The sequence below is a fragment of the Acidobacteriota bacterium genome, assembly GCA_039028635.1.
Lineage (GTDB): Bacteria > Acidobacteriota > Thermoanaerobaculia > Multivoradales > JBCCEF01 > JBCCEF01.
Window position 1 is genome coordinate 100587 of sequence record JBCCHV010000011.1, and the last position, 25716, is coordinate 126302.

General features: G+C 66.8%; 24 protein-coding genes. 15 read left to right on the top strand and 9 right to left on the bottom strand.

Annotation, left to right across the window (positions count from 1 at the left end):
• Positions 1-13 precede the first annotated feature (13 nt).
• Positions 14-472: a hypothetical protein gene (locus AAF604_06930; protein MEM7049374.1), complete on the top strand. Its 459-nt coding sequence runs from the start codon at positions 14-16 to the stop codon at positions 470-472.
• An 18-nt stretch (positions 473-490) separates the two neighbouring features.
• Entirely contained in the window at positions 491-949 is a 459-nt protein-coding gene (locus AAF604_06935) for a hypothetical protein (protein MEM7049375.1), read from the top strand.
• 177 nt (positions 950-1126) lie between these two features.
• On the opposite strand, the gene AAF604_06940 is transcribed toward AAF604_06935, so the two are convergent.
• Positions 1127-1474, bottom strand: a complete 348-nt coding sequence (locus tag AAF604_06940; GenBank protein MEM7049376.1) for an Hpt domain-containing protein — start codon at positions 1472-1474, stop codon at positions 1127-1129.
• Between the two features lie 103 nt (positions 1475-1577).
• Here AAF604_06940 and AAF604_06945 point away from each other — a divergent pair, with 103 nt between their 5' ends.
• From AAF604_06945 to AAF604_06980, 8 genes are all read left to right on the top strand, one after another.
• The gene (locus AAF604_06945; protein ID MEM7049377.1) at positions 1578-2348 is read left to right on the top strand and encodes a response regulator; all 771 of its coding nucleotides are present in this window, start codon (positions 1578-1580) and stop codon (positions 2346-2348) included.
• On the top strand, positions 2345-2926 hold the full coding sequence (locus tag AAF604_06950; protein ID MEM7049378.1) for a hypothetical protein: 582 nt from the start codon (positions 2345-2347) through the stop codon (positions 2924-2926). The genes AAF604_06945 and AAF604_06950 overlap by 4 nt, the downstream gene beginning before the upstream one ends.
• 11 nt (positions 2927-2937) lie before the next feature.
• Positions 2938-3309 carry a response regulator gene (locus AAF604_06955; protein MEM7049379.1) on the top strand — a complete coding sequence of 124 codons (372 nt, stop codon included), beginning with the start codon at positions 2938-2940 and terminating at the stop codon, positions 3307-3309.
• A gap of 45 nt (positions 3310-3354) precedes the next feature.
• The gene (locus tag AAF604_06960; protein MEM7049380.1) at positions 3355-3522 is read left to right on the top strand and encodes a hypothetical protein; all 168 of its coding nucleotides are present in this window, start codon (positions 3355-3357) and stop codon (positions 3520-3522) included.
• On the top strand, positions 3519-4061 hold the full coding sequence (locus AAF604_06965; protein ID MEM7049381.1) for a chemotaxis protein CheW: 543 nt from the start codon (positions 3519-3521) through the stop codon (positions 4059-4061). Before AAF604_06960 ends, AAF604_06965 begins: the two co-directional genes overlap by 4 nt.
• Positions 4062-4142: 81 nt before the next feature.
• A complete protein-coding gene (locus tag AAF604_06970; GenBank protein ID MEM7049382.1) occupies positions 4143-5972 on the top strand; it encodes a methyl-accepting chemotaxis protein in 1830 nt (609 codons plus the stop codon).
• A 29-nt stretch (positions 5973-6001) separates the two neighbouring features.
• Positions 6002-9022: a response regulator gene (locus AAF604_06975; GenBank protein ID MEM7049383.1), complete on the top strand. Its 3021-nt coding sequence runs from the start codon at positions 6002-6004 to the stop codon at positions 9020-9022.
• A 228-nt stretch (positions 9023-9250) separates the two neighbouring features.
• Positions 9251-10219 (top strand): response regulator, encoded by a 969-nt coding sequence (locus AAF604_06980; protein MEM7049384.1) that lies wholly within the window; start codon positions 9251-9253, stop codon positions 10217-10219.
• On the opposite strand, the gene AAF604_06985 is transcribed toward AAF604_06980, so the two are convergent.
• Positions 10201-10905, bottom strand: coding sequence for a response regulator transcription factor (locus tag AAF604_06985; protein ID MEM7049385.1), 705 nt, complete (start codon positions 10903-10905; stop codon positions 10201-10203). The two genes, AAF604_06980 and AAF604_06985, sit on opposite strands and share 19 nt — an antisense overlap.
• Before the next feature lie 254 nt (positions 10906-11159).
• Here AAF604_06985 and AAF604_06990 point away from each other — a divergent pair, with 254 nt between their 5' ends.
• Together AAF604_06990 and AAF604_06995 are read left to right on the top strand one after the other, a co-directional pair.
• Positions 11160-13106 (top strand): ATP-binding protein, encoded by a 1947-nt coding sequence (locus tag AAF604_06990; protein ID MEM7049386.1) that lies wholly within the window; start codon positions 11160-11162, stop codon positions 13104-13106.
• Positions 13103-13537 carry a response regulator gene (locus AAF604_06995; protein MEM7049387.1) on the top strand — a complete coding sequence of 145 codons (435 nt, stop codon included), beginning with the start codon at positions 13103-13105 and terminating at the stop codon, positions 13535-13537. The genes AAF604_06990 and AAF604_06995 overlap by 4 nt, the downstream gene beginning before the upstream one ends.
• 60 nt (positions 13538-13597) lie before the next feature.
• On the opposite strand, the gene AAF604_07000 is transcribed toward AAF604_06995, so the two are convergent.
• Positions 13598-13867, bottom strand: coding sequence for a DUF6116 family protein (locus AAF604_07000; protein ID MEM7049388.1), 270 nt, complete (start codon positions 13865-13867; stop codon positions 13598-13600).
• A 76-nt stretch (positions 13868-13943) separates the two neighbouring features.
• Between AAF604_07000 and AAF604_07005 the strand changes: the two genes are divergently transcribed.
• Positions 13944-14237, top strand: a complete 294-nt coding sequence (locus AAF604_07005) for a hypothetical protein (GenBank protein ID MEM7049389.1) — start codon at positions 13944-13946, stop codon at positions 14235-14237.
• Here the strand turns inward: AAF604_07005 and AAF604_07010 are convergent.
• The 6 genes from AAF604_07010 to AAF604_07035 all read right to left on the bottom strand — a co-directional run bounded on the left by AAF604_07010 (position 14230) and on the right by AAF604_07035 (position 24075).
• The gene (locus tag AAF604_07010; GenBank protein ID MEM7049390.1) at positions 14230-14706 is read right to left on the bottom strand and encodes a GNAT family N-acetyltransferase; all 477 of its coding nucleotides are present in this window, start codon (positions 14704-14706) and stop codon (positions 14230-14232) included. The two genes, AAF604_07005 and AAF604_07010, sit on opposite strands and share 8 nt — an antisense overlap.
• 420 nt (positions 14707-15126) lie before the next feature.
• A complete protein-coding gene (locus tag AAF604_07015) occupies positions 15127-15447 on the bottom strand; it encodes a hypothetical protein (GenBank protein MEM7049391.1) in 321 nt (106 codons plus the stop codon).
• Between the two features lie 57 nt (positions 15448-15504).
• Positions 15505-16017 carry a tail fiber protein gene (locus tag AAF604_07020; protein ID MEM7049392.1) on the bottom strand — a complete coding sequence of 171 codons (513 nt, stop codon included), beginning with the start codon at positions 16015-16017 and terminating at the stop codon, positions 15505-15507.
• A 9-nt stretch (positions 16018-16026) separates the two neighbouring features.
• Positions 16027-16545, bottom strand: coding sequence for a tail fiber protein (locus tag AAF604_07025; protein ID MEM7049393.1), 519 nt, complete (start codon positions 16543-16545; stop codon positions 16027-16029).
• A 12-nt stretch (positions 16546-16557) separates the two neighbouring features.
• Complete coding sequence (locus tag AAF604_07030) at positions 16558-17076, bottom strand: tail fiber protein (protein MEM7049394.1); 519 nt, start codon at positions 17074-17076, stop codon at positions 16558-16560.
• 132 nt (positions 17077-17208) lie between these two features.
• Positions 17209-24075, bottom strand: coding sequence for an IPTL-CTERM sorting domain-containing protein (locus AAF604_07035; protein ID MEM7049395.1), 6867 nt, complete (start codon positions 24073-24075; stop codon positions 17209-17211).
• A gap of 263 nt (positions 24076-24338) precedes the next feature.
• Between AAF604_07035 and AAF604_07040 the strand changes: the two genes are divergently transcribed.
• Both AAF604_07040 and AAF604_07045 read left to right on the top strand, forming a co-directional pair.
• The gene (locus AAF604_07040) at positions 24339-24851 is read left to right on the top strand and encodes a DinB family protein (GenBank protein ID MEM7049396.1); all 513 of its coding nucleotides are present in this window, start codon (positions 24339-24341) and stop codon (positions 24849-24851) included.
• Positions 24852-25120: 269 nt separating this feature from the next.
• On the top strand, positions 25121-25716 hold a 596-nt coding region (locus AAF604_07045; GenBank protein ID MEM7049397.1), incomplete at its 3' end, for a hypothetical protein.

A 25716-nucleotide genomic window follows, 5' to 3' on the forward strand; every position in this document is an offset into this window, starting at 1 on the left:
CCAGGAGTCGACGATGCGAAGAATCTTCATTCTCAGCCTGACCGTGACCCTGCTGGCCCTGCCGGCGGCCGCTTCGGGCCTCGCCAGCGCCAAGTGCGAGCCGAACGCCATCGACGCCACGGCCCCCGAGATCTCCGCCCTCTTGCAGGGCTATCAGCTGCTCGCCCTGGGCTCGCCGCTGCGCCTGGTGCAGGCCGAAGGTGCCTCGAAGGTGGAGTCCCTGCGCTTCGAAGTGCGCAGCCCGGAGGGCTCCTTGATCGGCACCGGAAATACCAGCTGCAAAGGCACCTGTAGCGCCACTGGCTGCACCGTCAGCGGCTGCAAGGTCGAAACCGGAGGGTGCTCCCACTGCTCCTGCAGCGGTATTCACTGCGACGGCTACTGCACGTGCAAGAAGTCGACGACCTTCGAGATGGCTCCCGGACCGGTGAATCCCGGACCGGTTCCCATCGGCCCGAGAACTCGCAACTGACCAGAAATGGAGTTCGCCATGAAGAAAATCACAGTCCTGTTGGCCTTCCTGCTGCTTTCCTCGGTCGGCTCTTCGCTGGCCGAATCGAAGCGTGACGGCTGCGAGCCTCGAGCTCTCGACGCGACGTCCTCATCGAGCCTCGAGCTGCTGGCTCGCGGCGAGATCGTCGCGGTCAGCGGCGCCAACACCGAGCACGTTCTGAAGGACGGCAAGGACACCAAGGTGTCGACCCAGCGCTTCGCCCTGATCGACGAGGAATCCAACCTCATCGGCGGCGGCACCCTCACCTGCACCGCCGAGTGCTCCGGAGCCTGGTGTGCCACCCGCGGTTGCGATCCGGTGAACGGAAGCTGTTCGCCCTGCAGCTGCGACGGCGATTGCATCACCCACTGCACCTGCACCAAGGAGGTCACCGTCGAAGCCATGCCGGCACCGCGAGGACCGGTCCACCCCGGTCCTCTCAGCCCGCGTTTCTAGAGAGACGTTTCCAGACACCAGCGTAAAGAAGCGCTGCGCGCCCATCGGCATCGGTCTGAAACCTCGAGGGGGGGCTGCTCCAGACCCCCTCGCCGACGGCGCCCTTCCGAGACCCACTTCCCCGGCCCGCTCGGCCATCACGCCGTCGCGGGCCGGCGCTGTTCCGGCCAAACCCGCTCAGGTTTCGACCAGCTCCCGCCAAGCGCCCTCGGCCTGCCGATAGGCGGCCTTCAGCTCACCCACCATCGCATCGAGATCCTCGCCGGCGAAGCGTTTCGTCGCCTGCTCCACGGTGCTGCAGGCCTCCTCCAGGCGACGCGCTCCGAGAGCTGCGGCGGACGATCGGAGAGCGTGCGCAACCCGCCCGAGGGCCAAGATGTCGCCTTCCCGACGACAGCCCTCGAGAGCCACCATCCGCTCCTCGCCCTGGGTCAGAGCCGCCGCCGCCATCTCGGCGAGCAGCCCGCGGCCGCCGAGCTCTTCGAGGCTCGAAAGCACCTTCGGGTCGAGCACGGAAGCGTTCAAAGGTCGACTCGTAGCGCGCCGGAATCGGTGACCGCGGATCCGTAACGTGGGACGTAATGCAGGCTGCCTACCATGGTTCCAGCTTAGAACAGCAAGCCTCATCATGCACCTCGACCTTTATTCTTCAAACGACCTAGACCCCGGCGGCGAGCTCCTCGCGGAGGCGCTGGCGGCGGCCAAGGCCGGAAATCGCACCCTCGCTCGCCAACTCGTCTTGCAGGTGGTCGAAACCACGCCACAACGGGAAGCGGCCTGGCTTCTTCTGGCGTCTCTCGAAGAGAGCCCCGAGGATGTCGCCGTCTGCCTGCAGCAGGTCCTGACCATCTGCCCCGATCATTCTCTGGCTCGACCTTGGCTCGAGTCGGTGCTGCAGGGCGGTCCCTTGGCCCCTCCGCTGACCGAAGACGACGCCGACCCCCTGGGCGGCGACGGCCGCGACCGGGAAGACTCGGTCCTCGAGCAACCGGCGGAGGCCTCGGCTCCAGCACCGCAGATCCGTGGCAAGGTGCTGGTCGTCGACGACAGCCCGACGGTACGCAAGCTGGTCACGCTGGTGCTCGAGGCCCTCGCCTGCGAGGTGATCACCGCAGCCAACGGCCTCGAGGCCCTCGCCAAGATCCACAGCCGCTCACCGGACATGGTGATCGTCGACATCGGTCTCGACCATATCGACGGCCATCAGATCTGCCAGGTCGCCAAGGGCCGAGTGCGCGATCGCGAGATCGCGGTGATTACCCTGACCGGCCGAGATCAACCGCATGACCGGGCCCGCGGACTCGCCGCCGGAGCCGACGAGTTCCTCACCAAGCCGGTGGACGCCAACGAGCTCGGCCGGGTCGTGGAGCGCTATCTCTCCGACGGAGGTGAGTCGTGATGCCGCGACGCGAGGAGCAAGAGGGTTGGAAATCGTCTCGGCGCCTCTCGGCAGTGCGTTCACCCCTCGAGCAGGCCGACCAGGAGAGCCCGGCGCCGCACCTACAGGTGGTGGCAGAGACCACGCCGGTCCCCGAGTTGCCGGCGAACCTGTCGTTGGAGGTGGTCACCACCGTCGCCCACCTCGAGCGCGACCTGGCCGCCCTGATGGCGAGCGAAAGCGGCCCACGGCCGATCTTCGAACGCATGCTGGAACGGCTCCTGCTGCTGGCTCGAAGCACCGACCCGCAGCACTTCGGCCATCACGCCCTCGAGCTGGCGGTCGACCGGCAATGCCAGGTCGGCTCCGGCGAAGGGGCCGTCTCGGTGGTCGACGGCCAGGTTCTCTTCGGTCTCGGACCCGCCGATGAGACCGTGAGGCACCTGTTTCTGGGTCTGTTCGTCGCCACGACGAATCGCTGGCTTCGCCTCGTGTCGAACCACCGCGAGAGCGAGGACTGGCGAGAGCTTTTCGAGGTATTCACCGGCGAGCTCGCGCGCGAGATCGACCGCATCAACGACCAAGAACTTTGGGACTGAGGAGTTATGGAATGGTGAACGGCAACATCTTGGTGGTGGAAGACAGCGACACCGAGCGGCAGGCGATCGTCAAGGTCCTGACCGATCACGGTTTCCGCGCCACCATGGCACGCAACGGTGACGAGGCGATGGCCCAGATTCAGCAGGAGCGGCCCGCCCTGGTGCTGCTCGACGTGGTCATGCCGGGCCCCAACGGTTACCAGGTTTGCAGGAAGCTCAAGTCCGATCCCACCACCCGCGACATCAAGGTGGTGATCGTCACCAGCAAGGGTCTCGAAGCCGACCGCTTCTGGGGCTTCAAGCAGGGCGCCGACGACTACGTCAGCAAGCCCTTCTCACCGGACAACCTGGTCTCGACGGTACGCAAGCAACTGGCGTCGTAGCCCGAGCAATCTGCTGAATTCGAGGATTTGGAGCAATTGATGGCAATGGATTCACAAGTCAAAAAGAACTGGATCGAGCACCAGAAGAAGTATCCCTATCCAGTCAACGCGTTGGGTTTGAGAATCGACAACGGTGACGACGGCGCCCTCAAGATCTGGCGGGAGGAGGGGATGGATCAGTTTGTTCTCGGCCGCCAGGAGAGCGACTCGTGAACCAACCGCCGGAGCACTCCCCACCGCAGGCCGAGGGCCGCCCAGCGATCCCGCCGCAGGGAGTTCCGGAAGCTGCCCCAGAAGCCCCCACCGAGACCTGGCGCGGCATCGTCGTGAGCTCCGCCGGCCAACGCTTTTTCGTCCCCACGGAGGCTCTTCTGGCGATCGAGAAGGATCTCGAGATCTACCCTTTCCCCCTCGGCCCGAGCTGGCTGGCGGGGGTGGCCCGCTGGCGTCTCGGCCCGGTGTCGGTGGCGCGGCTGGCGGACTTCGCCGGCGGTTCCGAGAGCACTCCGAGCACCGGGGAGCGCCTGCTGGTGCTATCCGGGTCCGGCGGTGAGCCGCTGGGAGTCCTGGTCGGCGGCATCGAAGGCAGTCGCAGCGTCCCGCCGACCCCGCGGTCCCCGTCGGAGGTCGGTCTGGACAGTCTGCCCGAGGCCCTGGTGGCAGAGGCAGTGACGAGCAACGAGGAGTGGCTGCCGGTGCTCTCCGGCACCAACCTCGAGAAGTTTTTGAACGCCCAGGCGGAGGCGTCCTAGGGCCGAGCCCGCCCGGCGCAGCCCCGCCAGATGCCTGGCAGGGCCTGGGAAATTGGATTTTCATCTCATAGGAGTCTGGTCATGTTGCGCAATATCAAGGTCACCACGCGGCTTATCTTGGCCTTCTCGCTCAGCCTCTTGCTGATGGCCGGTCTGGGCGTCGCCTCGTTCTTCGCCCTGCAGGGCGTCTCCGAGGCCGCGGAGCAGATCCTCAAGAACGACGTCCGGATCGCCGCCCTCGCCAGCCAGGCGCAGGGCTCCGCGCTGCAGCTACGACGCTTCGAGAAGGACTACTTCCTCAACATCGGCGATGCCGAGGCCCAGGCCGACTATTTCTCTCGCTGGGAGACTCAGGAGAAGCAGCTCGAAGCCACTCTGGCCGAGCTCCGGAGCCTGGCGACCAACCCCGACGACGCAGCGGCGGTGGAGTCCATGACCGCCGGCCTGGCGTCCTACTTCACCGGTTTCGAGGCCACCGTCGAGCAGATCGAGGAAGGCACCCTGCAAACGCCGCAGGAAGCCAACCTGTTCATTGGCGCCTACAAGGACCCGATCCGAAGTCTGATCAGCGGCTCCGCCGACTTCTCGCAGCGGCGCGCCGACCAGGTGACCCAGCAGGAGCAGTTCGTCACCGGTCTGATCGGCTCCACCCGCCGTGACGCCCTCATTCGAACCGCTGTCTTGCTCGGCCTGGCGCTGCTGGTGGCGGGCCTCGCCGGCTTCGGCACGGCGCGCGTCATCGGCCGCCAGCTCGGCTCGATCACCAACACTTTCTCGCGCGTTGCGGTCGGCGACTTCGACGCCCGCGCCAAGGTCTACGGTGGTGACGAGCTCGGCAAGACCGCCGGCGCCTTCAACGCCATGCTCGACAACATCCGCGGCCTGATGCAGAGCCGCGACGAGCGCGACCAGATGCAGGGCTCGATCATCAAGCTCCTCGATCAGGTCAGCGCGGTGGCGGAAGGCGATCTGCGCAAGGAAACGGAGGTCGGTGCCGACGTCACCGGCGCTGTCGCCGACTCCTTCAACTTCATGATCCTCGAGCTGCGCCGCATCATTCGCGAGGTGCAGTCGGCGACCGTCTTCGTGTCGAGCCGTGCCGGCGCGGTGCGCGACTCCACCGAGACCCTGGCCACCGGCAGCACCGACCAGGCGAGCCGCATTCGCGAGACCTCGGCCGTCCTCGGCAACGTCGCCAACGACATGCAGGGCGTATCCGAGCGCGCCGGCTCCGCCGCCACCGTCGCCGAGCAGGCGCTGCAGAAGGCCAAGCAGGGCTCCGACTCGGTGGCCAAGACGATCGACGGCATGAACGCGATTCGCAACCGGGTGCAGGAGACCTCGAAGCGCATCAAGCGCCTGGGCGAGAGCTCGCAGGAGGTCGGCGAGATCGTCCAGCTGATTGCGGACCTGGCGGACCGTACCGGCATGCTGGCCCTCAACGCGTCGATTCAGGCAGCCGCCGCCGGCGAGGCCGGACGGGGCTTCGTGGTGGTGGCGGAAGAAGTCGAGCGTCTCGCCGAGCGCGCCTCGTCTTCGACCCGCAGCATTGAATCGCTGATGCGCTCGATGCAGAGCGACACCCAGGAGGCGGTCTCGGCGATGGAAGAGACCACCAAGGAGGTGGTCGGCGGATCCTCCATCGCCGTCGCCGCCGGTCAGGCCCTGGAAGAGATCGAGCGCGTCACCCAGGAGCTCACCCAGCTGATTCGCGACATCGCCACCTCCACGCGGCGCCAGGCGCAGAGCTCGGAGTCGGCGGCCAAGACCATGGCCGACGTTTCCGGCGACACCCTGCGCAACGTCGAGGTGTCGCAACGAGCCGCCGAAGAGCTGCGTGAGCTGACGGTCCTCGCCGACCGTCTGCGCGAGTCCGTCGACCGCTTCCGTCTGCCCGAGCAGGCGGCCTGAGCCGACGTCAACGTCGAAGGGAGCGCATCGTGAACGATCAGGCACTGGTGGTCGCCCTCGTCGCCGAGGTCAGGACCTATCTACAGTCCGTCGACGAGCTGCTCACCCGCACCGAGGCCACCGCCCGGATCGGGGGAGCGGCTCGCGAGGCCGGCAACTCGCTGCACTGCATCCGGGCAGCCGCCGAGATGGTCGGCCTGGAGCCGTTGGCTACCCTCGCCGGCGAAGGCGAGAGGATGACCCAGGCCGTCGCGCAACAGCTGCGCCCCTTCGACCCTGCCACCCGGGAACGCCTCGGCGAGCTGCGCCGCGAGCTCAGCGAGCACCTCGACGACCTCGGTGCCGAACCCGGGGGGTCCGCCGGGGCGGACCTCGACCGGCCGCCTGCGGAGGCGGCGATCGAGGTCGAGATCGCACCGGCGGAGCCGGCCGCACCTCAGCCGGCCGCACCTCAGCCGGCCACACCTCAGCCGGCCACACCTCAGCCGGCCACACCTCAGCCGGCCACACCTCAGCCGGCCACACCGGCACCAAAGATGGGTCTCTTCGATCTCAGCTCCGATCCGGAGTTCCAGGCCGACCTGGTCGCCGGCTTCCGAGCCGAGGCCCAGGATCACCTTTCGGAGGCCTCGGCGGCCCTCGACCGCATCGAGGACCAGGGAGCTCAGGAGTCCGACTTGAATCGCCTCAGCCGGGCCCTCCATACCCTCAAGGGCGCCTCGGCAGTGGTCGGCTTCTCGGTGGCGGCGCGCCTCTCCCACGCCCTCGAGGACATGCTCGATCAGCGCACCGCCTTCGCCTCGGGCAACGATCCCGAGACCGCCATCGCCCAGGTGCGAGAGGGGCTCGAGCTGCTCGATCAGCTAACCCAGGGAAACGCCGAGGCCGAGCCCACCGATTCATCGCAGGCGGACGCCCTGATCGCCCTGGTCCGGGCCCTCACCACTCCTGGGGAGCAGACAGCCGGGGCGCAGACACCGGAGAAGACGTTCAGCGAGCCATCGCCGATCGTCGAACCGGTCGCGCCGGCGGCCGAGGCCGCGGATCCGGCGCCGCCAACGGCCGACGAAACCACCTCGCAGCCGCCCGAAGATCAGACCGCGGCCTTCGGTGGCGCGCTCCCCGCCTTGGCGACCGGTGGCGGCCTGTCGGCTCCCGTCGAGGTTCGCACCCAAGAGCTCACCGAGGCTCCCAAAGAAGAGCGTCCGGCGGGCGCCGAGGCCTCGGTCCGCGTCCCCCTCGACCGGGTCGAATCGGTGGGCCGACTGGCCGGCCAGTTGCTGGTCGAGCGCACCCTCTTCGAGCGTACCGAGCAGAACCTGGTGTACCAGGTCGACGAGCTCAACCTGTCGATCCGCCGCCTGCGCGGCCTGGTGGAAGAGCTGTCGACGGACTTCGAGGCTTTCGCCCTGGCGAGCGGCCGTGGCGGCCTCGGGCGCAGCGGCCTGGACGGCGGCGAGTTCGACGAGCTTGAGCTCGACCGCTACACCGAGTTCCACCTCCTCACCCGCCGCCTCGCCGAGGCGGTCGACGATCTCTCCACCGCCGGTTCCGACCTCGGTGGTACCAATCAGGAGCTGGACGAGTACCTCAGCCGTCAGCGCCGCCTGCTGCGTGAGATGCAAGAGGGCCTCGGGCGCCTGCGTACGGTGCCGGTCTCGAACCTCGAGGCGCGCCTCAGCCGGGCCGTCCGCGTCACCGCCGCCCGCACCGGCAAAGACGTCCGGTTCGAGCTCGTCGGCGGTACCGTCGAGCTCGACAAGGGCGTTCTCGAAGATCTCGCCGATGCTCTCCTCCACCTGGTGCGCAACGCCGTCGACCATGGCCTCGAGGACAGCGACGAGCGTCGGCGGGCGGGCAAAGAGGGCCCCGGCACGGTGCGCTTCTCGGCCAGCGTGCGCGGTGCCCAGGTGTTCTTGGCGGTGGAGGACGACGGCCGCGGAATCGACCTCTCGGCGGTGCGCGAAGCGGCCGTCGAGCGCGGCCTCGTCGACCCCCGGCTGGACGACGATCTCGCCCCCTCGGAAGGCTACAGCCTGCTCTTCCGGCCGGGCTTCTCGACCGCCTCGGAGATCACCGAGATCTCCGGCCGCGGCGTCGGCCTCGACGTCGTCGCCACCCGCCTGGCCGAGCTGCGCGGCTCGATCTACGTCGAGTCGGAGCCTGGCGAAGGCACCCGCTTGGTGCTCCGCCTACCGCTCACCCAGGCGGTCTTCCAGGCGATCTTCGTGCAGTCCGGCGGCCGCACCGTGGCGGTGCCCCTGGCCCCGGTTACAGAGGTCACCCGAGTCGACCAGAGCGACCTCCTGAGCGACGCCAACGGTCGCTTTCTCGAACGCGCCGGCGAACGTCTGCCGGTGCTCGACCTCGCCGACACCCTGCGATTGCCGGCGAAGCCCCTCGGCGAAAGCCCTCAGGCGCTGATTCTCAACCTCGGTGACCGCAGCCTGGTGGTGCTGGTGGAAAACCTCAACGAAGCCCGCGACATCGCGGTTCAACCGCTGCCTCACCTGCTGCGGCGCGAGCCCGCCTGGCTCGGCCTGACGGTGCAGCGCGACGGCGCCGTGGTGCCGATTCTCGACCCTTATCGCGTCGCCTGGCAGGGCGCAGGTGCGGACGTTCGGCGCACCGAGACCGCCCCTTCCATCGCCGCGCCACCGGAATCCTCGGTGTTGATCGTCGACGACTCGCTGTCGGTTCGCCGAGTGCTCGCCAACCTGGTCACCCAAAACGGCTTGCGGGCGCACACCGCGAAAGACGGTATCGAGGCCCTCGAACGCTTGCAGGAGCTGCCCCACATGCCCGATGTCATGCTGCTCGACATCGAAATGCCGCGCATGGACGGCTACGAGCTGACCGCCACCGTACGCGGCCAGGACAAGCTGCGCGGCCTGCCGATCATCATGATCACCTCGCGCGCCGGTGAACGGCACCGTCAGAAGGCCCTCGCCCTGGGCGTCGACGAGTATCTGATCAAGCCTTTCAACCCGGACGACCTGCTGCAGCTCATCGGCCGCCTGGGTCAGGTCCCCATCGCCTCGGCGGTCTAGCCCGTCCTTGTCACGAGCTTTCCGCTGCGAGTCCGTATGTCCCCGAATCTGCTGCGTTATCCGTCGCCTGCTCTCCTCGCAGTACCTCGAGTACGGCGGCGTCGTGGCAGCGACGGATGCCTGGCATCTTCAAGAACCTACGGCCTCTCGCGAGGAAACCTCGTGACAAGGGCGGTCTAGCCCGACCGAGCGGCCACTGACTCTCCACCGGCGAGGATTCGAGCTTCCATGACGCGTGTGTTGATCGTCGACGACGACCCGGTGACGGTCCTGGCGGCACGCACGAGCCTCGAAGCAGCGGGGTTCGATGTCACCACCAGCCAGGATCCTCGGCAGGCCCTCGATCTCGCCACCAGCGACCCGCCGGATGTCGCCGTGCTCGATGTCGTCATGCCGGAAATGTCGGGCTTCGAGCTCTTTCGCGCCCTGCGCCAGGCACCGAGCACGCGCTCACTGCCGATCGTCTTCCTGTCGGCTCGCGGCGAGGCCGAGAATCGCATTCGGGGACTGCGGGAAGGCGCCGAAGACTTCGTCGTCAAGCCCTTCGACCCGGTCGAGCTGGCACTGCGCGTCGGTCGCGTCGCGCGCTCGCCCGATAGCGAAGAGAGCGCTCTCGAGGGAAACCTCCAGGACTTTCCGTGCCCGACCGTGCTGCAGCGCCTCCAGGAGGAGAAGAAGAGTGGGCTGCTCACCTTGTCGAGTGCGAAGGGCCACGCCGTCTTCGTGCTCGATGAAGGCACCGTCCGCAGCGCCGCCCTCGGCTCCCTCACCGGTACCGAGGCGGTCCTCGCGGCCCTCGACCTCGAGACCGGACGCTTCGAGTTCGAAACCCGCCCGGTGTCGCAAGATCGCCCTTCCTGGGCCGATGCCAACCTCGACATTCAGTCGATCCTCTTGCGATCCGCCTGGATTGAAGATCAAACGCGCCGCCTGAGCCCGCTGCTGCCGAAGCCTGGAGAGGTCTTCGCGCGCAGCGGTCCGGTACCACCGGAAGACCTCGAGCGCTGGCCGGAGCTCGCCCTACCGGCGATCGCCGAGGCTTTGGAGGAAGGCGTTCCCAGCACTCTCGTAGAGCTCGCCAAGGAGCTGGCGCTGTCGCCCGCTCACCTGCGTCTGGCGCTGGCCGTGCTGCGACGCAGCGGCACCCTCGTTCTGGTCAAGGGCTCGGCGCCGACTCCTCAGCGAGACCCGGGATGAGAAAAGACGTACCCGACGCCGCGCTGGGTTCGCACGTAGGAAGGCTTCGAGGGCTGAGGCTCGATCTTGCTGCGCAGGCGGTGCAGATGCACTCGCAGAGCGTCCTCGAAGACCTCTTCGGTAGGCCACAAGCGACGCACCAGATAGCTGCTCGGCAACGGTCGGCCGGGCGTTTTCATCAGCAGGTAGAGGAGCTTGCTCTCGGTGGGGGTGAGGTCCACCGGCTCGCCCTCGACCCACACCCGCTGGCCCGCGAAGTCGACGCTCAGTCGGTCGTCCACCGTGCTGCGCGGCCCCGCCACATAAGAGAAGTCGCCGATGCGCTGCAGGATCCGCCGCACCCGAGCGGCCACCTCGGCGGGATGAAACGGCTTGACGATGTAGTCTTCGGCGAAGCCTTCGATCACATCGACCAGGGTTTCTTTGGTGTCGACGGCGGTGATCACCATCAAAGGCACGTCGCTCCAGGACTTGATCCGCCGACAGAGCTCGAGACCGCCGACTCCGGGCATCAAGAGATCCACCAGCATCAAGTGCGGCAAGCCGCGGCGCTCGAGGATTTCGAGCGCCTCTTCTCCGCTCTCGGCGAGCCAGACGTCGAAGCCCTGGCCGACCAGGATGCGCTCGAGCAATGCGAGGATCGAACGATCGTCGTCGACGGCCAGAATGCGATAGCAGTCGGTCACTTTCCTCGGCGCCTCCGGGGCGCAATGTCTGGCGAAGGAAACGGTTGCGGTGCGGCGCTAGAACGGGACCGGCGGCTTGCGGGCGCCAGTCGTGCGAAGGTGATTACTGCAAGACAACAAATCCCACTCGGGGAAGCCAGGAAAATGATAGCAGGTTCTCAGCTGCTACGCCGGTTGACTGTCCAGGACAGTCGACCACGGACCTGCTGCGACCGCGCTGAGATCGGCCCGTTCACGGTCCTCGAAAGCGCGCCATGAGCTCGCCGAAGGGTTCGGCCAAGGCGGTTCATCTGCCGCAGTACCACGAGATCTTCGAGCGCTCCGGCGACATCATTCTGGCCCTCGACAGCGAGCACTGCATCGTCTTCGCCAGTCCCCAGTGGGTTCGGACCACCGGATTCTCGACCGAGGAAACGGAAGGGCACAGCATCCTGCGCTGGCTGCCGGAGGACGAACACGACCCTTGGCACGCGCTGGTCACCGAGGTCCAGGGTAGCGACCAGGCCTGCCCCCTCGCCCTCACCCTGGAAGCGAAAGACCAGCAGGCCGTCGAGGTCGAAGGTTGGGCGATGGTGGAGAAAGGCCCCAGCCGGCGTCTGGCTCTGCAGCTCGTTCTACACGACGTCACCGAGCGCCATCGCCTCGAGCGCCAGCGCCAGGCCCACCTCGAACGGATCGAAGCACAGAACCTGGAGCTGGCCCGGCGAATCCGCGAAGCGGAGCAGTCCAACCGCCTGAAGAGTGAGCTGATGGCGACCGTCAGCCACGAGCTGAGGACGCCGGTCAACGCGATCTGCGGCTTCACCGATCTGCTCAACGACCCCGCCACCGGCGAGCTCAGCGAGATGCAACGCTCCTACCTCGAGTTCGTGCGCCAGGGGGCTCATCACCTGCGCGATCTGATCGGCGACGTGCTCGACCTCGCGCGCCTCGAAACCGGCAGCCTTCCCCTCGACCTCCAGTCGATCGAGCTGGCGCCCCTGCTCGCCGAAGTGGCCTCGATGACCGCCTTGCTCGCCAAGGAGCGCCGCATCCATCTCGAGCTCGAAGCCGAAGCCGGCCTCGAGATCCACGCCGATCCGGTACGTCTGCGGCAAGTTCTGCTCAACCTGGTGTGCAATGCGGTGCGCTACTCACCCCTCGATGGCAAAGTCGAGGTCACCGGAGAACGCCATGGCGATCGCTGCCTGGTGACGGTCACGGACGCCGGGCCGGGGCTGGTTCCGAGCCTGCACGAGAAGGTCTTCGAGGAGTTTCGCCAGCCGGGCTCGGGACCGCGCGATCCGGCCGGCGGCACCGGTCTCGGCCTCGCCATCGTGCGCCGCCTGGTGGAGGCCCAGGGCGGCAAGGTCTGGGTGGAGAGCGAAGGTCGCGGCGATGGCTGCCGCTTCGGGTTCTACCTCCCGACGGAAGCCCCGAAATGGAGCAGCGGTGCGCTGCGCCAGGCAGCCCTGGTCGCGGCCTCGGCGACCAAAATCCTGATCGCCGGTGGTCCCGCCGCCGAACGCCGTCAGCGCATCGCCGAGCTGCGACGGGAGGGCTATGCCGCGATCGAAGTGCCGGCCCTCGAAGACTTCCCGGAGATGATCCGCAACCTTCGGCCAGCGGCCTGGGTTCTCGATCTCGATGGCATTCCCGACCCCTGGCCCGCGATCGCGGAGATCTCACCCCGGGACGACGGCGGCACCCTCGCCATCGTCATGGCCTCTACGCAATCGAAGAGCCGGGCTTTTCTGCACGGTGTCGATCACTATCTGATCAAGCCCGTGACCCTGGGGGCGATCAGCGACTGTTTGCGGGCCCACTTCCCGGAGCTGGGCCGCGGCGCCAAGACCGTCATCGTGGTGATGAAGCCCGGCGAAGCCCGCGACGAGGTCGCCGAAGCGCTGGTCGAGGCCGGGCTGCGACCGATCTCGGCGCGCGATGGCCGGCGCGCTCTGCGGCTGATTCAAGAGCTCCACCCCTTCGCCGCCATCGTCTCGATGGACCTGCCGGACTCCGACGGCAGCCAGACCCTCATCCGCCTGCGCAGCGACCCGGTCACCGCCATGATGCCGTTGATCGCCCTCGACGACCGGACCAGCGGTGAAGGTGGGCCGCGCCGCGACCGGCGGGCGACCCGGTGGATCGACCCCACTACCAGTCACTGGAAGGAAGCGCTGATCGCAGCCCTTTCCTCCGCTCCCGGAGGCGACTCGTGAACCGGACCCAGGAACCGGCCGCACACGATCATCAGCCCTTGATTCTGATCGTCGAAGACGACCTCGCGAGTCGCATCCTGCTGCGCGAAGTCCTGACCCGCTGGGGCTACCGGTGCCGCCTCGCCGAGGATGGCATCCAGGCCCTCGAGCAACTCGACGCGGCGCACCGGGACCAGGATCCGGTGCGCCTCGTCGTGCTCGACATCCAGCTTCCTCGCCTGGACGGATACGGGGTGCTCTCGAGCATTCGAAGCAATCCTCGGACCCAGCCCCTGCCGGTGATCGCCATCTCCGCCTTCGCCACCGAGGAAGAGCAAGTCAAGGCCAACGCCGCCACCTTCGACGGCTTCATTCCCAAACCCGTCGACATGCCTCGACTGCGCCAGGAGATGACCTGGCTTCTGGAGCGCGCCGCGCAGCCCTCCACTTGAGCAGTTCTGGCGGCGCCAGGGTGAGCTCGCGGTGCTCCCGGACGGAAGCCGCGGCAGGCCTCAGCGACGCGGCTCTTGGTCGGGGGGCGTGACGTTCTTGACCCGTGGCTCGGCGGCGCCCGCCGGGCCCGGCTCCGGCCTTCTGAGACGCCCGAGAAAGACGGTCAACAGGCCGAGCAGGATCTCGTCGACGAACGGAATCAGATCCGGCACGAAGAGGTCGATGACGAACACCGAGGCGGCGAGAAAGAAGAGTTGGGGATGCTTCAGGCGAGCGGCGAAATCTCGGATCAGGCCGCGGCGGTTTTCTCCCGTAAAGGTCTCAGCCATAGAGCCATTATATCGCCTTGACCCCACCGCGGCGGTCCGCGAGAATGAGGCTCCAGACCAAGGAGGAGATCGCGTCATGCTCGACCAGTTGCAGAAGGATGCCTTTGCGGACCGCGTTGGAACGAAGGTCCATCTGACTCTGCCGGACTCCGCCGAGCTCGAGCTGACCATCCACGAGGTCACCGCCCTACCGCAACACGACGGCCAGACCCGACCGCCCTTCTCGGTACTCTTCCGCGGCCCCGAAGCGCCCGTCCTGGAACAGGCGATCTACTCCCTAGGCCATTCCGACCTCGGCACCATGGAACTCTTCCTGGTCCCCCTCGGCCCGAAAAAGAGTGGGTTCGAGTACGAGGCCGTCTTTACCTAGGCGACCACTCCATCAGGTAGTACACGCCCTGGTCTTCGAGCTCCTCGAAGCCCAGGCGGTGGTACAGGCTGAGGGCGGGATTGTTCTTCTCGACGTGGATTCGCACCGGCAGTCCCGCCGCCTGCCCCTCGGCGAGGAGCTCGGCGAGCAGCCGGCTGCCGACACCACCACGACGCTTCTCCGGCAAGAGGGCGATGTCGATCAGGCGAATCTCGTCCGTCCGACGATCGACATAGAGGCGACCGATGGCCTCACCGTCGACCACCACGAGGTCGTAGGCGGCGTCGGGGAACTGCTGCTGATAGAAGGTGTGCTGGGCCTCGAACTGCATGCGGACGAACTGCTCCTTTTCCGCGTCGCTCCACGGCACCGCCGCCAGCTCCTCGGCGCGGGTTCCAGCGTAGACCTGCAGCAGGAAGGGCAGGTCCTCTGAGGTCATGGGGCGTAGCTCGATTTCCGCTGAAGACATCCGCTTCCTCCGCTCGCTGGACGAACTCTGAGCGAGGCCAGTTCTACCACGACGACTGCAGGTCCGGGCGCGGCTCACGCCGCCCCCGGACCCACCGCCCTCAAGACGCTGAAAACTCTCGACTCACGGCATCCTTCATCCCCGAGGGCCTCCGAGCCCAGCGGGCTGACCGCCCGCGACGAGGCGGAGTCGGCCGCCGTGTCGCTCATTTTGCGCCTGCCAGCAGGTTGCTGAAAATTCATTGCCAACCGGCTGCCGGGCCCGAGAGGGCCCGGCGGCGGCGAAGCCGCCGCGACGGGAGAGGAGGCCCAAGAACCGCGCTTCTTGGGCCGGAGCGGGCCGCGCAGTCAGGGGCGCGTAGCCCCTCTCGGAAAACAGCAGGCGCTGAAAAAGTCGCCACGCGACTTTTTCAGCCGCCTGCTAGCTCCAGGGCTCGACCTTGACCTCGGTCGTGTCGTCGCCATAGCAAACCCGAACCACCTTCGGCACGTGCTCCATCTGGTGCTCGGTGGTGCCGGAAGCGATGACGTAGGTGCGCTTGCCGTCACCGTAAGGCGGCGCCTCGACCAACAGACGCCACTCATCGAGCTTGTCGGCCTGAGGCACGATCATGGCGGTCCAGCCACCGTCCGGAAAACTCATGGTGGCCAGCACGTAGAGCACGCCGTCCCGACCGTCCGAGTGATCGAAGTCCCGCACGAAGGCCCGATATCCGATTTGAGAAGGTCCTCGCTCAGCCATTACTCACTCCCTTGAAGTCATGGGTCCAAAGAAAACTCCGAGAAATTTCGCCGGCCATCAGCCACGCGACGGATACAAGCCGACTAACGCGATGATGAAATTCATCACGATGAATGGCTGCAGATTGTTGTGCGGCTGGCTGCCGCCGGTGTTCGGCAGAGTTGGATCAGCCGCCGCCTGCAAATTGGCTGCATTCGCATACATGTCGGTGCCGGCACCGAAATGGTGGTTCTGCGGATTCTGCGAGTTACCGTCTTCACCCGAAGCGATGAGCTGGTGGGTGTGATTCGGCATCTGCGCCTCGCTGAGGGTCACCATTTCGACGCCGCCTCGCTGTCCGAGCCGGCGCGACGTCAGGCCGGGGCCGCGGCCAGGGTGCATCGGCACCCGCCCCTTGAGATTGGGCAGCGCCGTGGTGGAGCGACCGTCGCCACCGTAGGTCGTCCCGATGAGCGAGAACAGCGCCGTGTTCTGAGCAATCGGCAGGAGCTGACCATTGCAGAAGGCCCAACCCCGCGGCGCGAAATTGCCGGCGAAAATGCGAATCTCCGCTGTGAATGGTTCCGACATGATCGCCTCCTAGTGCCTCGACGGATAGATGCCGAACAAGGCGATGATGAAGTTGATGCACAGAAACGGCATCAGATTGGTGTGGCTGCGACTGCCGCCGACGTTGGTGATCGCTTGCGTGCTCATATTCACTGGATCCGGGTCTTCGGCCCAGGCGTCGATGCCGATGGCCGAGGCGGGAGCCCGACCGGCCGGATCCTGGTTGTTGGCAAGGCTGTTGGTGGCTTGCATCGCATGGGTGTGGCTCGGTAGCTGGTTGACCGTCAAGGTGACTTTCTCGGCTCCGGCCTTGGCCCCCAAGCGGCGCGGCGACAGGCCGGGCCCTGACCCGGCGTGAAGCGGGACTCGCCCCCGCAGGTCCGGCAGGCCGAAGGTGGTACGCCCGTCGCCGCCATAGATGGTGCCGAGGAGACTGAACAGGGCATCGTTCTGGGAAACGGCCAGGAGCTGACCATCACAGAAGGCCCAACCCCGCGGCGCGAAATTACCGCCGAACATGCGCATCTCTCCCACAAAAGGTTCTGACATGCTTCGTCTCCTCTAGTTGCGGGATGGGAAGAGCCCTTGCAGGGCGATGACGAAGTTCACCGCCAGATAGGGCTGCATGTTGTCGTGGGCCTGGCCGCCGCCGACGTTGGCAACGGTGCCGGTCGCCATCGCCACCTGGGATCCGAACTCGCCATAGATGGTGGCGCCCACGGCTCTCGCCAGCACTCGACCGTTCGGCTGATCGGTCGTGCCGTTGTTGTTGGTGACCTGCAAGACATGGTCGTGCTGAGGCATCTCGGCGCCAGAGAGGGTGTGGGTCTCCTCACCGCTCTTCTGGCCTTCCCGGTGATCCCCACCGCCATTGCTGCGGCCGACGTGCATCGGCACCCGGCCGCGCATGTCCGGCAGACCGAAGGACGTTCGGCCATCGCCACCGTAGGTCGTGCCGAGCAGCGAGTAGAGGCTCTGGTTCTGATTGATCGGCAAGATCTGGCCGTCACAGAACGCCCACCCCCGCGGCGCGAAGTTGAAGCCCACCATGCGGACCTCCGCCAAAAATGGTTCCGACATCTCCACCTCCTTTGGTGAGTGTTGTGAACCGCCCGGTGGGTACACCGCCCCCGGATCGGCAACCTTCCCTACATCCCTCGGACTCGCGGCCGCACGGCCGCGAGAGCTCTCAGTACCGCCATCGAAAAATCGCTACGGAGGGGTCGGACAGCCGGCGCCACCGTTGTTGGTGAAGCCATTCCCCACCGGCGAAAGCACATGATTGCTGTTGCGCGGATCGAGGAAGGCCTCGACCGTCGCATTGTTGTTCGGTCCGGCACCCATGCCCTCGACATGGAAGGTGGCCGCCGCCTCGCGCTCGAGGACGATGCCGGTAGCCGCCGAGTTGGCGTCGGCTCCGACATTGGCGCCGTTGAGGTCGAGGCAGTAGGTCGAAGATCCCTCGGCCTCGAAGACGAAGTCGCCGGTGCCGCCGGCCCCCTGAATAATGGTGTTGCCGTGGACGGTGGCGTTGACCGTGCAGTTGTCGTTGTCGGCCTTGATCACCGCCGCTTGATCCGAAGACGTTCCCGTTCCGGTGTTCGTGACGTGGATCTGGTTGTCCGTGAACAGCACGTTCATGGTCTTCGGATCGGTGTCGTCGGCCTGAATGAAGACGCCGTCGCGGGTGCCCCCCACGTTGCCCGCCGTGGTCCCGAAGTTGCCGGTGCCGACGCGGTTGTTGGTCACCCGGAAGTGCGACGTCGGCGTGTCCTCGCGCACATCGATGAAGATGCCGATGCCGTTGGTCATGTCGTTGATGTCGTTGTTGTCGATGGTGACATCGACCACGCCCACCGAGCCGCTCGCCGGCTCGGGCACGATGTTGATCCCGCGACGACGGCCCTGGACGTTCTCGATGCGATTGCCCGAGATCGTGCCGGTGATGGTGCCTCCGGCGTTGGCCGCCGCGGCCGCGATGTTGATCACCCCGCCGTTGACGCCCGGGATTCCGACGTTCTGAATCGTGTTGCCGGAGATGGTGAAGGCCGAGCTCGCGCTGTGCGCCTTGCCGATGTTGATGACGCTCGAGCCGACCGCGGCGCGGGCGTTGCTCACGGTGTTGTTGCGGAACACCGAGGTCACCGTGCCGGTGTCGCCCGGATCGAGGCCCGCCGAGTGCTGGAAGGCGTCCGGCACCAGATCCGTGAACAGGCTGTCTTCGACAGTGACGTTCATCAGCGAGTTGCCGCGTCCCTCGACCAGGAACATCACCTGGCCGGTGACGGCATTGCGGAAGATCGAGTTGCCGGTAGTGAAGCCGGTGCCGGCGTTCAAATTGACGTTGTCGTTGCGCAGGAAGACGGCGCTGGTGTTGGCGACATCGACGTCCTCCACGGTGATGTGCATCAGCGAGCCCTGGCCGCTGAGCTGATCCGCCAGAATGCCGTTCCCTCCCGGCGTCAGGATTCGCATGCGCGCCAGGTTGAGCTCGTGGCTGCGATCGACCAGCACCGCCGTGCCGGTGGTGTTGCGGATGAAGCCGCCGGAGCTGTTGCCGCCCTGGGTGGTGTCGACATTGTCACCGGTCACCGTCACGCCACCGCTGGTGCCGGTGTTGGTCAGCACGATGCCGCTCGACGCACCGTTGGCCGAGATATCGCGGAAGGTCATGTCCAGGGCACCGATGTTGGTGTTCTCGACCCGCAGTGCCCGGCCGGTGGTGGTGCTGAGCGAGTGGGCCGTCGTCGGATCGAGCACGTTGACGGTACCGCCGTTGGTCACCACGAAGGCATCGAAGGTGGCGGTGTCGAGGTCGAGGGCGCCGTTCACCGTCACCACCGCGGCATCGTTGTTGTCGAGCAGGATGCCCTGGCCGGTGTCGGTGATGGCACCGCCCAGGGTCACCGTGCCGGCGCCGTGGTTGGTCACCTCGACGGAGCGCAACGCCGAGTTGTTGACGTCGCTGTCGATGGTCTTGGTGCCGGAGCCGAAGTCGACATCGATCGCCACGCCGGCGGCGTTGGCGATGGTGCCGCCACTGGCGACGAAGGAGCCGGTGACTCGCGTCAGGCTGATGCCGGCGCCGTTGCTGTTGGTCGAGCTGACGCTGGCGAAGGTCATGCCGACGGCGGTCGGGTTGATCACCACCGCCGGACCGCCCGTCGAGGCGATCGAGCTGGTGTTGTCGGTGACGTTGACGGTGCCCGAATCGGTCGCCACCAAGCCACGCACGCCCGCTCCGTTGGTGTTGACCGCCACCCGGCTGAAGTTGATCGTCGCCGTGCCGTTGGCGTTGAGGAAAACGGCATCCACCGGCGCCGGTGTGCCGCCGGCGATCACCATGTCCGGGAAGGTCATGTTGCCGGCGCTGTTCTGCACGCTGATGCCGTGGTGGTTGGTGGTCGCGATGGTGGTGCCGCCGAAGCTGCTGCCGCCATCGACGTCGTCGAAGACGATCACTCGGCCGTTTGAGTGACTGACGGCCATGTTGGTGACGTTGACCGCACCATCCGTGTTGCTCGCCGAAATGGCTGCGAAGCTGCCGCCGTCGGTGCTCAGGTTGCCGTTGTCCACGGTCACCGTGCCGCCGACCGTATTGGCGACCCGCACGGCGGTGGTGTCGGCACCGGTGATCGAGCCGCCATAGCTCACCACCGGCGCCGCGCCATCGACCAGGAAGCCGACGCCGGCCGGGTTGGTGATGGTGCCACCGGTGATCGTCACCGAGCCACTGACATCGTCCAGACTGACGCCGCTCGCGGCGCTGTTGGTCGAGCTCAGGGAAGCCACCGTCATGGCGGCGGTCATGGGATCGAGATCGAGGGCGGCGCCACCGGTCGAGGTCAGGCTGGTGCCCGCACCGGTGGTCAGCCGGAAGCCGACGCCGGCGCCGGCGTTCAAGGGCCCGGCAGCGGTCGCCCGCAGGCCGCTCCCACCGTCGGCCACCACGTCGAGATCAGCGAACGCGAGATCGCCGGTCATATTGGTCAGCACCATTCCAGAGCCGCCAACGCCATCACCGCTGGTCCCGACGGCCGTGTTCCCCGCCGTCACCGCATCGCCGGTGAAGTCGCCATCGCCGCCACCGCCCGTGCCGCCGTCGGCATCGAGCACGACGCCGTTCATCACGATGCCGTTACCCGTGGTGTCCTGATGCACCGAGTTGCCGGCGAAGGAGGACACCACCAGGGTGCCGCCGCCGGAGCCATCGATCACCACACCGTTGGCACCGCCGGTGATGTCGGCGTTGTTGTCGAACACCACCTCGAGTCCACCGTTGCTGGTGCGCACCTCGGCGGCGTCACCGGTGGCGGTGAGGGCGTTGCCGACGATCGCGACGCGACTGTCGCTGGCGGTGCTGTTGTGGTTGACGTCGACACCGTCGTCACCGCCATCGCGCACGATGTTGTTGTTGATCGTCACCTCGACGCGGTTGCCGCCGGTGGCGGTGACGTCGATGGCGTTGTCGTCACCGTCGACGTTGAGGCCGCGCACGAAGATGCCGGTCAGGTCGCCGGAGTCGGCCGTCACCTGGACGCCGACGCCGCCGGTGGCGTGATCGATCATCGGGTGGTTACCGGCGCTCGCCGGCACCAGCGAGGTCGGTGCCGGATTGCCGTTGACGGAAACGTTGGGCTCGCAGCCGTGGTGCTCGCCGTGCAGCAGGACGCCGGAGAAGCTGATCTCGATGCCACCGTCATGGCCGGTCGAGGAGCCGTCACCGGTGCGCACGCAGATCATGTCGTTGGCGCCGTGAGCGGTCTCCGCCTCGGCGAGGGTGTCGAAGGGATCGCTCGACCGCCCGAGACCACCGGCGGCGGCATCGTTCTCGACGTACCAGACGCGGCCGACGAAGGTGATGTCCACCGTGCCGGTGACCGCCGTCGAGCCGTCCGTGACGTCGTAGGTGAAGGAGTCCATTCCGGTCGCCCCGGCAGGCGGCAGGTAAGTGAAGGTGCCGTCCGAGTTGACCGTCACCACGGCGCCCGCCGTGGCGGTGTTGAGGGAGGCGGACAGCGGCGCCGGGCCGTCGCCGCCATCGCTGTCGTTCGACAGCAGGTTGCCGGCCACGAACACCGAGGGGGTCTGGGTCTGGCTCGTGGCCACCTGCAGCAGGGTGTTGGAGACCGTGTCGAAGGTCTCGCCCACCACCATCGGGATGTCGTTGACGCCGGTGATGGTGATGGTCACCGTCGCCGTCTCGGAGCAGCTCCCGGAACCGTCATCGAGGGTGTAGGTGAACTGCTCCTGGGCCATGTCCCCGGGACCGAGCGAGTCGTAGCCGCCGTTGGGATCGAAGCTGAAGGAGCCGTTGGCATTCACCGTCAGCAAGCCCGAGCCGAGGGCGATCTGGACGCCGACGTTGGCGGCGTTGCCGTTGACCGCCGTCACCGTCAGGGAATCGCCTTCCGGATCAGAGTCCGCCGTCGTCGGGTTGGCCGCCGTGACGTTGCCGTTCAGCACCGTGTCCTCATCCGTCGACACCGCGTCGTCGACCGCCGTCGGACAGTCGTTGACGCCGGTGATGGTCACCGTCACCGTTGCCATCTCGGAGCAGGTCCCCGAGCCGTCATCGATCGTGTAGGTGAAGCTGTCCGTGTCCGTCGCACCGGCGGCCAGGGTTTCGAAGGCACCGTTGGGGTCGTAGCTGAAGGTGCCATTGGCATTCACCGTCAGCAGCGCACCCGAACCCAGCGTGATCTGCACGCCAACGCTTGCCGCCATGCCATTGACCGCCGTCACCGTCATCGGATCACCGTCCGGATCCGAATCGGCGGTCGTCGGATTGGCGGCCAGGACATCGCCGTTCAAGACCGTGTCCTCGTCCGTCGACACGGCATCGTCCACCGCCGTCGGGCAACTGTTGCTGCCATTGATGGTGATGGTCACCGTCGCCGTTTCGCTGCAGGTGCCGGAGCCGTCGTCGAGGGTGTAGGTGAAGCTGTCCGTGTCCGTATCGCCATCGCCCAGGCTGTCGAAGGCGCCGTTGGGGTCGTAGTCGAAGGTGCCGTTGGCGTTCACCGTCAGCAGCGCCCCGGAAGTCAGCGTGATCTGGGTGCCGACACTCGCCGCCACACCGTTCACCTCCGTCACCACCAGCGTGTCGCCTTCCGGATCGGAATCCGCCGTCGTCGGGTTGGCGGCCGTGACGTCGCCGTTCAGGGTGCCGCTCTCGCCCACCGAGAAGGCATCGTCGACCGCCGTCGGGCAGTCGTTGACGCCGGTGATGGTCACCGTCACCGTCGCCGTCTCGGAGCAGGTCCCCGAGCCGTCATCGATCGTGTAGGTGAAGCTGTCCGTATCCGTCGCACCCGCCGCCAGGTCGTCGAAGGCGCCGTTGGGGTCGTAGCTGAAGGTGCCGTTGGCGTTCACCGTCAGCAAGGCGCCAGAACCGAGCGTGATCTGGGTGCCGACGCTCGCCGCCACACCGTTCACCTCCGTCACCACCAGCGTGTCGCCCTCCGGGTCGGAGTCGGCCGTCGTCGAATTGGCGGCCGTGACATCGCCATTGAGGACCGTGTCCTCGTCCGTCGACACCGCGTCGTCCACCGCTGTCGGGCAGTCGTTGACGCCGGTGATGGTCACCGTCACCGTCGCCGTCTCGGAGCAGGTCCCCGAGCCGTCATCGATCGTGTAGGTGAAGCTGTCCGTGTCCGTCGCACCGGCCGCCAGCGCGTCGAAGGCGCCATTCGGGTCGTAGCTGAAGGTGCCGTTGGCGTTGACCGTCAGCAGCGCCCCCGAACCCAGCGTGATCTGGGTGCCGACGCTCGCCGCCATGCCGTTGACCTCGATCACCACCAGGGAGTCGCCCTTGGGATCCGAATCGGGACCATTGCCGTTGTCGACGGTGACGTCGCCGTTCAAGACCGTGTCCTCGTCGGTGGCGACGTCGTCATCGACCGCCGTCGGGCAATCGTTGACGCCATCGACGGTGATCGTGACATCGGCCGAGTCGGGACAACCCTGGGGATCTTCGATGGTGTAGGCGAAGCCGTCCGTTGCCGCCTCGCCGGGCGCCAGAGGATCGAAGACGCCGTTCGGATCGTAGTCGAAGGTGCCGTTGGCGTTGACCGTCAGCAAGGCGCCCGAACCCAGCGTAATCTGGGTGCCGACGCTCGCCGCCACACCGTCGACGGCGGTCACCGTCAGGCTGTCGCCCTCGGGATCGGAATCGGCGCCGGAGCCGTTGTCGGCCAGCACGTCGCCGGCGAGGGTCGCCGAGGACACCACCGAGAGGGCGTCGTCTTGGGCTTCGGGACAATCATTGAGCACCGCATCGATGCGGAAGAACACCAGCCCCGGCTGGGCCTCGTCGGAGGCGCCGAAAAGGGCCACCAGGTCGGCATCGACGGGGGCATCGCCGGTGCCGTCGTTGCCCAGCGGCACCACCGCCGCCCACTCGCTGATGTCGCCATCGGGAAGGAACAGCCCCCCACCGGCCCAGACCGAACCGACCGCCGCGGTCAGCAACACCGCCGCCACCACCATCGCCAGCGTCGAGGGATGGCGTCGCAGCACGTAGAGGGCCATCGCCGCCAGGAAGAAGGCGAGCAGCATCAAGCCCCACTGGGAAACCGTCGGAATCTCGAGCACCGAGACTCCACCGACCTCGAGCAAGGGGAGATCGAGCAACGCGTCCTCACCGCCGCCGGTGTCCTCGCGGCTGATCACCGCCACCCGTATGAACCGCTGACTCGCCGGCAGTTGGAGGGGCAAGTAGGTCTCGATCGCATCCGATCCCGCGACGCCGAGACCGACCCCGACATCCCATGGCGGTGCGAAGGGCGCGTCGACCACCATCGCCGGACCGAAGGTCCCGCTGCCGCTGTCGCAGTCGCGACGCACCACGGAAATCACACTCGGGGTGGTCGAGACGTTCTCTACGGTGGTGATGAGCACGGCCTCGACGCCCTCGAAGGGGCCGTCCGCCGTCGCCACCGTGCAGCCCGTCGTCGCTTGCGCATCGAGGTCGAGCAAGAGCTCGAGCTCACTCATCGAGGCAACGGCAGGAGCTGCCAACAGGCAGGCCAGAACAGCGATCACCAACGTCCAACGGTTCGTGGTCGGGCGCATCATCAAGACTCCTCCCCCAAGAGGAACGACCGGCAGGACCGGCTCGTCAATCGATCATTTTTTCAATTCAAGTCGAAGACCCGAATTCAAGGATACCGCCCCGCGGCGGTTCCTCGTCCTATTTGGCCGTGTTTCCATGGCCGAGAAACGTTTCGTCGTTGAATTCTGCAGCCTTCGAGGGCCAGGACGGGCGCTTCCTGGTAGGATTTGAGGCGTCACCGGGCGGCCTTCGCCGCCTTCCCATTCCCCCTCGAGGAGTCTTCCCAATGAATCGCGCCACTGGACTCACGCTCCTTCTCATCCTGCTCATCGCCACCCCGGCCTTCGCCCAGGACGGCTTCCATCGCGCTCAGCAAAGCGACTTCGAACGCGCTTCGGACAAGCTGGTCCAGCTCGCCGAAGCGATGCCGGCCGATAAGTACGACTGGCGCCCCGCCGAGGGCATTCGCTCGGTGAGCGAGAACTTCATGCATGTCGCCGAGGTCAACTTCATCCTCGGTGCCTCTCTCGGCGCCGCACCGGCGAAGGACGCCAGCGACCTCGAGAGCATCACCGACAAGGACAAGGTGGTCACCGAGCTCAAGCGCTCCATCGCCTACGCCCAAGAGGCCTTCGAAGAGGCGGTGGGCGGTGACATGGACCGCGAGCTGCCCTTCTTCGGTGGCAAGCGCAGCGCCTGGAGCATCATGCTGGTCATCAACGGTCACGCCCACGAGCACCTCGGCCAGGCCATCGCCTACGCGCGCTCGAATGGCGTCAAGCCGCCCTGGAGCCGTTAGTTCGAAGGCGCTGCGCGACTTCGAACTAACGACCGGTTTTCTTTTCAGGGGGGCTGGCGCGGCGCCGCCCAGGCCCCCCCCTCGAGCGCACGCACATGTCGTGCGCTCTCACCCCCGTCCTCGGCGGCTTTCGCCGCCGCCTCGCGCTTCGCGCTCGGGGGCCGCGTGCTGACGAGCACACGGCTGCTTGCTAATCGCCAGTAGGGCTCGCCCAGGTGATTCAGCGATGCGAGCTTGGGGTTTTGCGGGACGGAGAATTGGAGTTTTTGATGCTTGCACGGACTTTCATCGTTGGCGGCCTCGTGTTCTTCCTTGCTGGCTCCGTTGCGAGCGAGCCATCCACCTCCCTCGGGGACTCGAAGATCAGCGCCCGCCTGGCGGCGGAGCTGGATAGCTCGGAGACCCTGCACCGAGTTCAGGTGTCGCTGCGTCCGGAGGCCTTCGCCGATTCCCGGGTCAAGGGTCGCGCCTATGGCGACGCCCAGGGCCTGAAGGCGATTCAGCAGGATGTCGCCAAGGTGCTTGGCCGGGTGCTGGCGCAGCCCCCTGGCGGCCGCTTCGAGGTGCTCTTCGAGTACGACAGTCTCTATGGTTTCTCGGCCGAGGCCGATGCGGTGGCGATCCGCGCGCTGGCCCGCCACCCGGACGTCGAGGTGGTCGAGGCGATGCCGGTCTGGCAGCCGTTCTTCGAAGAGTCCCATCCGCTGACCCAGGTCGACGATATGCACGCCCGCGGCTACACCGGCGATGGCGTGACGGTGGCGGGGGGGGGGGGGGGGCCCGAGCGGGACCGCAACCACCAAACGCGCCGAGACGGAGGGCCGGGCCCCACAAGCCAAGCGGGCGGGGGGGAGGGCGCGAAGAA